Origin of the sequence: Methylobacterium variabile, assembly GCF_001043975.1 — a bacterium.
GTDB lineage: Bacteria > Pseudomonadota > Alphaproteobacteria > Rhizobiales > Beijerinckiaceae > Methylobacterium > Methylobacterium variabile.
This window is the reverse complement of the sequence record NZ_LABY01000390.1, coordinates 1-5,833: the sequence shown is the minus strand read 5'-3', so window position 1 is coordinate 5,833 and position 5,833 is coordinate 1. Positions and strand designations below refer to the sequence as shown.

General features: G+C 72.5%; 4 protein-coding genes. All 4 read right to left on the bottom strand.

The features are described from left to right. Positions 1 to 1,438, bottom strand: a 1,438-nt coding sequence (locus VQ02_RS33345; protein ID WP_167350820.1) for a cellulose biosynthesis cyclic di-GMP-binding regulatory protein BcsB, incomplete at its 3' end; no start/stop codon positions are given. A 160-nt stretch (positions 1,439 to 1,598) separates the two neighbouring features. Beyond that, positions 1,599 to 4,010 carry a UDP-forming cellulose synthase catalytic subunit gene (gene bcsA / locus VQ02_RS33340; protein WP_083469592.1) on the bottom strand — a complete coding sequence of 804 codons (2,412 nt, stop codon included), beginning with the start codon at positions 4,008 to 4,010 and terminating at the stop codon, positions 1,599 to 1,601. Positions 4,011 to 4,650: 640 nt separating this feature from the next. Beyond that, entirely contained in the window at positions 4,651 to 5,283 is a 633-nt protein-coding gene (locus VQ02_RS33335; RefSeq protein WP_048448568.1) for a response regulator, read from the bottom strand. Continuing rightward, positions 5,280 to 5,833: ATP-binding protein (locus VQ02_RS33330; protein ID WP_048448567.1), on the bottom strand; the 554-nt coding region annotated here is incomplete at its 5' end. The genes VQ02_RS33330 and VQ02_RS33335, both read right to left, overlap by 4 nt.

The window sequence follows — 5,833 nt, the reverse complement described above, 5'->3', positions numbered from 1 at the left end:
GGAGCGGGATGTCGAGGCGGGTGCGGTCGAGGAACAGGAAGCGGGCCCGCTTGGTCCCGGGCGCGAGGGTGTCGCAGGTCCGGTCGGCGGCGGTGGGGAGCTGGGCGCTGATCTCGACCCGGTTCAGGCCCGGCCGCCACAGGCTCAAGGGCAGCGGGATGGCGTTGTCGCTGAACACCTCGCCGCGGCTGTAGGGCAGCGGCACGCTCGCCGCGTTGCGGCCGTTGATGTCGACGACGATCTGGGCGCTCGATTCCAGCCCCGCCGCGTAGCCGCCGGCGAGGTGCAGCATCACCTTGCCGTAATCGGCCGGGACGAAATCGGCCGGGAAGCGCACCTCGAAGCCGACGCGCATCAGCCGTCCGCTGAACTCGCGTGTCGCGACGCCGAGCTGCTCCAGGGCCAGGCTCTCCCCGCCCTGGATCGGGTAGCCCCGCGTCAGGCTCGCCAGCCGGGCGCCGGCCGGCGGGCCGGACCCGTCGCCCGAGGCCGCGAGGGTCGTGACGGCCTCGCGCACGTCCGCGGCGCTCGTGCCCGTGACGACCAGCACCGGGGCCCTGCTGCCGCGAGGCGGCAGCAGGGCGACCCGCGGCCCCGAGATCGGCCCGAGCTCCTCGACCCCTTCCGTGCCCCGGATCTCGGCGGCGGTGCCGACGAGCAGGTTGACCCCGGTGCGCCCGGACAGCGGCGGCCCGAAGCTGACCGCCGGCCGGGCCAGGCGCCCGACCAGGGCGACAGCCTGCACGGCGCCGATCATCCGCTCGAGCCGGTCCGGGCTCGGCCGCTCGGAGAGCAGCACGCCGATCGGCAGGGCTCCGCTCTCGTCGGGCTCAAGGGCCGCCAGGGTCTTGAGGTCGAGGTCGGCTGCCGGGGCCACGACGAGGCCGGAGCGGGAGGGGTCGATCTGGGTCCACAGCTCGTAGGTGGCCTCGATCGAGCAGTCGACCCGGTGACGCTGGCTCGCCGTCAGGCTCACGGCGTTGTAGCCGGCCTTGAGCAGACCCTCGGGCAGGGCGAACTCCACCACCTTCACCGCGCCGGGCGCCTGGATCCGCGTCCAGCCGACACGGGTTCCGTTGACGCTGCCGGAGAGTTCCGAGGATTCCGGCGCCACCGAGATCGCCGACAGGTAGGAGACCCGCAGCTTCGCCGGTCCGCGCGCCTGCGCCTCGGTCAGGTAGACCGGGAATTGCAGCGCGTCCTCCTCGCCGGCGAGGCGGTAGCCGCGGGTGCCGGCGGGAAAGCGCCGCGCCGCCGCGACCACCGCCGTCAGGGGCGCGCCGCGGCGCACCGCATCGGCCTCGGGCGCCGGCGGGCGTGGGGGACCCGCGCGCAGGGGCTCGCCGGCGGGCGGCAGGGTCAGCCGCTCGGTCGGCCCGGTGCCGAGGAAGCTCTGGGCCGCGGCCGGGCCGGCTGCCGCGAGTCCCCCGGCGGCCATCGCCGCGAGAATCGCGGAGTCGAGCAGGTTCCGCAGCCATGGCCGTCGGCCCTGCGGGGCGACCCCGCGGGGGAACGGGGAGCCGGACGGCCGATGCGTCGGACTGCCGATGCAGGCCTGCTCGGGCCGGAGGGTCGGGCGGGGCGCCGTCATCGGGTCCTCAGGCCGCATCGGTGCGCCGAGGCCGGCCGGCGAGGGCGCGATCGTTCTCGAAGTCGAGCATCAGGCGGACCCAATCGCCCTCGGCCTCTGCCTCCGCCTCGGACTTCGCCTCAGCCTTCGCCTTGGCGTCGGCCTTGGCCCGGATCGGGATGGTGGGCCGGACCCGCGGCTCAAGGGGCAGCTCGGCGGGAGCGGGCGGGGCGGCGTCGTAGACCGGCGTCGCGGGCGTCGCCGCCGCGGCCGGGGCGGGTTGGCGCACCTCGCCGGCCAGCGCGTAGCGCAGGGCGCGGACCGGCTCGACGAGACCCCACCAGACGAATTGCAGCGTCCCGGTGAGCAGGTCCTTGTGGCGGCGCCGGCGCAGCTGGAACCGGCGCATCGCCTCCGCGTCGCCGTACATCAGGCCGGCGAGCGCGACGTAGTCCTGCGTGCGCAGGGACCCGAAGGCGAGGCGGCAGACCGCGTCGGCGCCGGTGCGGGTGACCGGCCCGAGGATCACCGGCAGGGCGCCGGCGGGCCGGGCACCGGCGACCGGCACCACCGTGAGGGTGCCGGCGACCGGGCGGTGGCCGGCCCCGGCGGCCAGCAGCGCCGCCGGCATCCTGACGGTGCAGGCCTCCGCCGAGACCCGCTCGATCGCCACGTCGACGGCCCGGCCGCCGAGGGTGAGCTGGCCGCGCCGGTTGACCGCGAGGGACGGCGTGCGCTCTAGCTGGCGCCGCTCGGCGCAGACGCCGAGGGCCGCGCCCGCGGTGAGGAGGTTGAAGAGGTTCCACAGGCCGACGACCAGCATCAGGTTGGTCACGCCGGGCTCGAACAGGTAGCGCCAGGCCGCCACCACGCAGCCGGTCGCCAGCAGGCCGTAGACGGCGAAGAACGGCAGTGCTAGCGACGACAGGTGGTCGTGCTCGAGCGTCGCGCCCTTGTTGGTGACGTTGAAGGTCGGCTTGCGGGGCGACCAGATCACCGACACGATCGCCTTCGACAAGTACAGTCCCTGGACGTACTCGTAGAGTTCGGAGACGAACGGCCAGCGGAACTTGCCGTAGACGTAGTTCTGCATCATCAGGTTGATGACGATGTAGGTCGCCGTGTAGGCGATCGACTCGTCGACGCTGGCGACGAAGATCTTCAGATCGAAGAAGATGTGGAGCAGCGGCGCGAACATGAAGGCGAGCCGCGGGATCGGGAAGAACCAGAACGTCATGCTCGACAGGTAGGCGAGCTTCTGGATCGGCTTGAGGCCCTTCTGCAGCGCCGGGTTCTTGAGCAGCAGGATCTGGAACATGCCCTGGCACCAGCGCGAGCGCTGGCCGATGAAGTCGGCGAGCGTGTCGGGCTGGAGTCCCGCGATCAGCGGCTTGTCGACGTAGGCGCTGGTCCAGCCGCGGGAATGCAGCTCGAAGGCGGTCTCGCAATCCTCCGTGATGGTGATGCCGGCGAATCCCCCGGCCTCGTCGAGGGCGGCGCGCCGCAGGAGCGCCGCCGAGCCGCAGAAGAACGAGCCGTTCCACTTGTCGAGGCCCGCCTGCGTCACCGCGTAGAACATCTCGTTCTCGGACGGCATGCGCTCGAAGGTGCGGAGATTCCGCTCGATCGGGTCGGGGTTGAGGAAGGCGTGCGGGGTCTGGACCAGGAACAGCTTCGGGTCCTCGGCGAAGTAGCCGACGGTCTCGCTCAGCAGGGAGCGGAACGGCACGTGGTCGGCGTCGAGGACCAGCACGATGTCGCCGGTGGCGAAGGCGAGGCCGTTGTTGAGGTTGCCGGCCTTGGCGTGCTCGTTGCGGGCGCGGGTCAGGTAGCGCGCGCCGAGTTCGTCGCAGAGCGCCCGCAGCTCGGCCCGCCGGGCGACCGCCGCGGCGGCCTTCTCGGGGTTCGGGTCAGCGCATTTCTGGTCGGTGCCGCCGTCGTCGAGGAGCCAGACGGTCAGCTTCTCGGGCGGGTAGTTCATCTGGCGCGCGGCGGCGAGCGTCATCGCCAGGATCTCGGCGTCCTCGTTGTAGCTCGGCACGAAGACGTCGACGGAGGGCAGGTCCGCGGCAGGTGTCGCTGCGGGCGGGCGGCGGCGCAGCGGCTCGGCGTTGATGATCAGGCTGACGAACAGGATGAAGACGCAGTACAGCTCGCACAGGAGCAGCAGCAGGCCGAAGCCGAAGCTGACGGGGTCGCCCGGCGAGGGCAGCGTGTCGGTCACCCGCCACAGGATGTAGCGCAGCACCACCAGGCTTCCCATCGCCAGGAAGACGAAGCGCGCCCGCGGGCCGTCGAAAAGGAGCCAGAGACCGGCCATCGCCGCCATGGCGGCGAGGCTCATCGCGAGCTGGTTCTGGGTGCCGACGGGCTGGCTCAGCAGGACGAGGCCGGCCGCCGTCGTCGCCATCCAGGCCAGCCATCGCAAGACACGCACCACGCCCGCCGCTCCAGAATCACCATCCCCCTAGGCCATCAGATTATGTCCATTTCTCGTTGCGAAAACCTATTTTTCTCTGACCACGCAAGCTGAAATCCAGCAATTTCCACGAGAAAATGACGTAGATCGCGACAGGGCGATCCGGGCACTTGACGGTCTTGTATTTCGCCCTACCAAGTCGGGGACAAGTCGTCGCCCGAATATTGCAACAGCACAGACTTCGCCGGGGCACCTATGGGCGACCAGTCGCACTGAGATCCACCGGCAAGCGTGGCTGCGAGCGTGGCAACGGGGGATCTGCAATGCGGGCTTGCGGCGGTGCACTTGGCCTTGCATCGCCCGGCCCCCCGGAGTCATCTCGCGCTCGACATCCAGCAACGAGATTCATGGCTTCCCCCGTCCGGTGAGTCAGCGTCCGGACCTGCGAACGAGATGGTCCGGGCGTAAACCCGGGCCGTCCTCGGCGGCACCGTCGTGCCGAGGCCCGTGATGCAGCGGCATCGTTGCGGATCCCGGCCTGCGCGAGGGCGACGGGCAAATCGTCCCGCACGGCCGACACGGGACCGTGAGATCCGGGACGGCCGCCTTCGCCCGGGCCTGCGGCGCGGCCCGGGACCGTTCGACGATGGCGGTGACCCTCTCACCGCAGGTCGGCGGCGTGGCGGACCGCGAAATGGGTCAGCTCGGTCAGGGTGGCGAGGCCGAGGCGCTGGCGCAGGGCCGCGCAGGAATTGGTCACGGTCTTGTAGCTGACCGAGAGATCCTCGGCGATCGCCGCGTAGCCTCGGCCCTCGGCGAGGAGCGCCAGGATGCGCCGCTCCCGCGGGCTCAAGGATCCGAGCAGGGTGCGGCGCGGATCGGCCTGGAGCAGCGCCACCTCGGTGGCGAGCGGCCCGTCGAGGTAGGGCCGCCCGGTCCGCACCTGCTCGTAGGCCCGCACCAGGTCGCCGGCGGGCGCGTCCTTCAGCACGTAGCCGACGGCGCCGGCAGCCAGCGCACGGGCGACCACCGCCGGATCGGCATGCATGCTGAAAACCAGCACGCGTGTCGCGGGCGCGCGCCTGCGCACCCGGCCGATCAGCGCCAGGCCGGCGAGGTCGCGGCCCGGGAAGGCGAGATCGATGACGGCGACGTCGGGCCGGTGGCGCAGGATGGCGCGGTAGCCCTCGGCGAGGCCGGCGGCCTCCCGCACCTCGGCACCCGCATCCTCGAGCAGACGCCGGGCGCCCCGGAGCACGATCGGATGGTCGTCGACCACGATGACGCTGGTCACGCGGGCTCCCCCTCCGGGGTCTCGGGTCCGGCCGGGAGCGTGATCCGCAGGGCCGTGCCGGGCCGGAGCGGCACGAGCGCGAGGCTGCCGCCGAGGGCCTCGACCCGCTCGCGCATCCCCGCGAGGCCCCGCCCCTCGACCCGCTCCTCGCCGAGGCCGCGGCCGTCATCCTCGACGCTGAGGTGCAGGGTGCCGTCCTCCTCCGCGACCGACACCGCCACCCGCCCGGGCCCGGCGTGGCGCAGGGCGTTGGTCAGCCCCTCCTGGACGCAGCGGTAGACGGTGAGATCGACGAGGTCGCCGTAGCCCTGCCGCAGGGGCGCGAAGCGGCCCTCGACCCGGACCTCCGGATGGTGCCGGGCGCCCTCGCGCACCAGGAGCTCGAGGCAGCGGCCGAGGGGCGCCTGGCCGAGGCCGGCCGGGCGCAGCCGGTTGAGCAGCGCCCGGTTGATGGTCTGCACCCGCTTGACGATCGCCGCGATGTCGTCGGTGCGCTGGGTCAGGCGCGCGCGGGCCGGCTCCTCGAGCGTCGCGGCGATCGTCAAGCGGG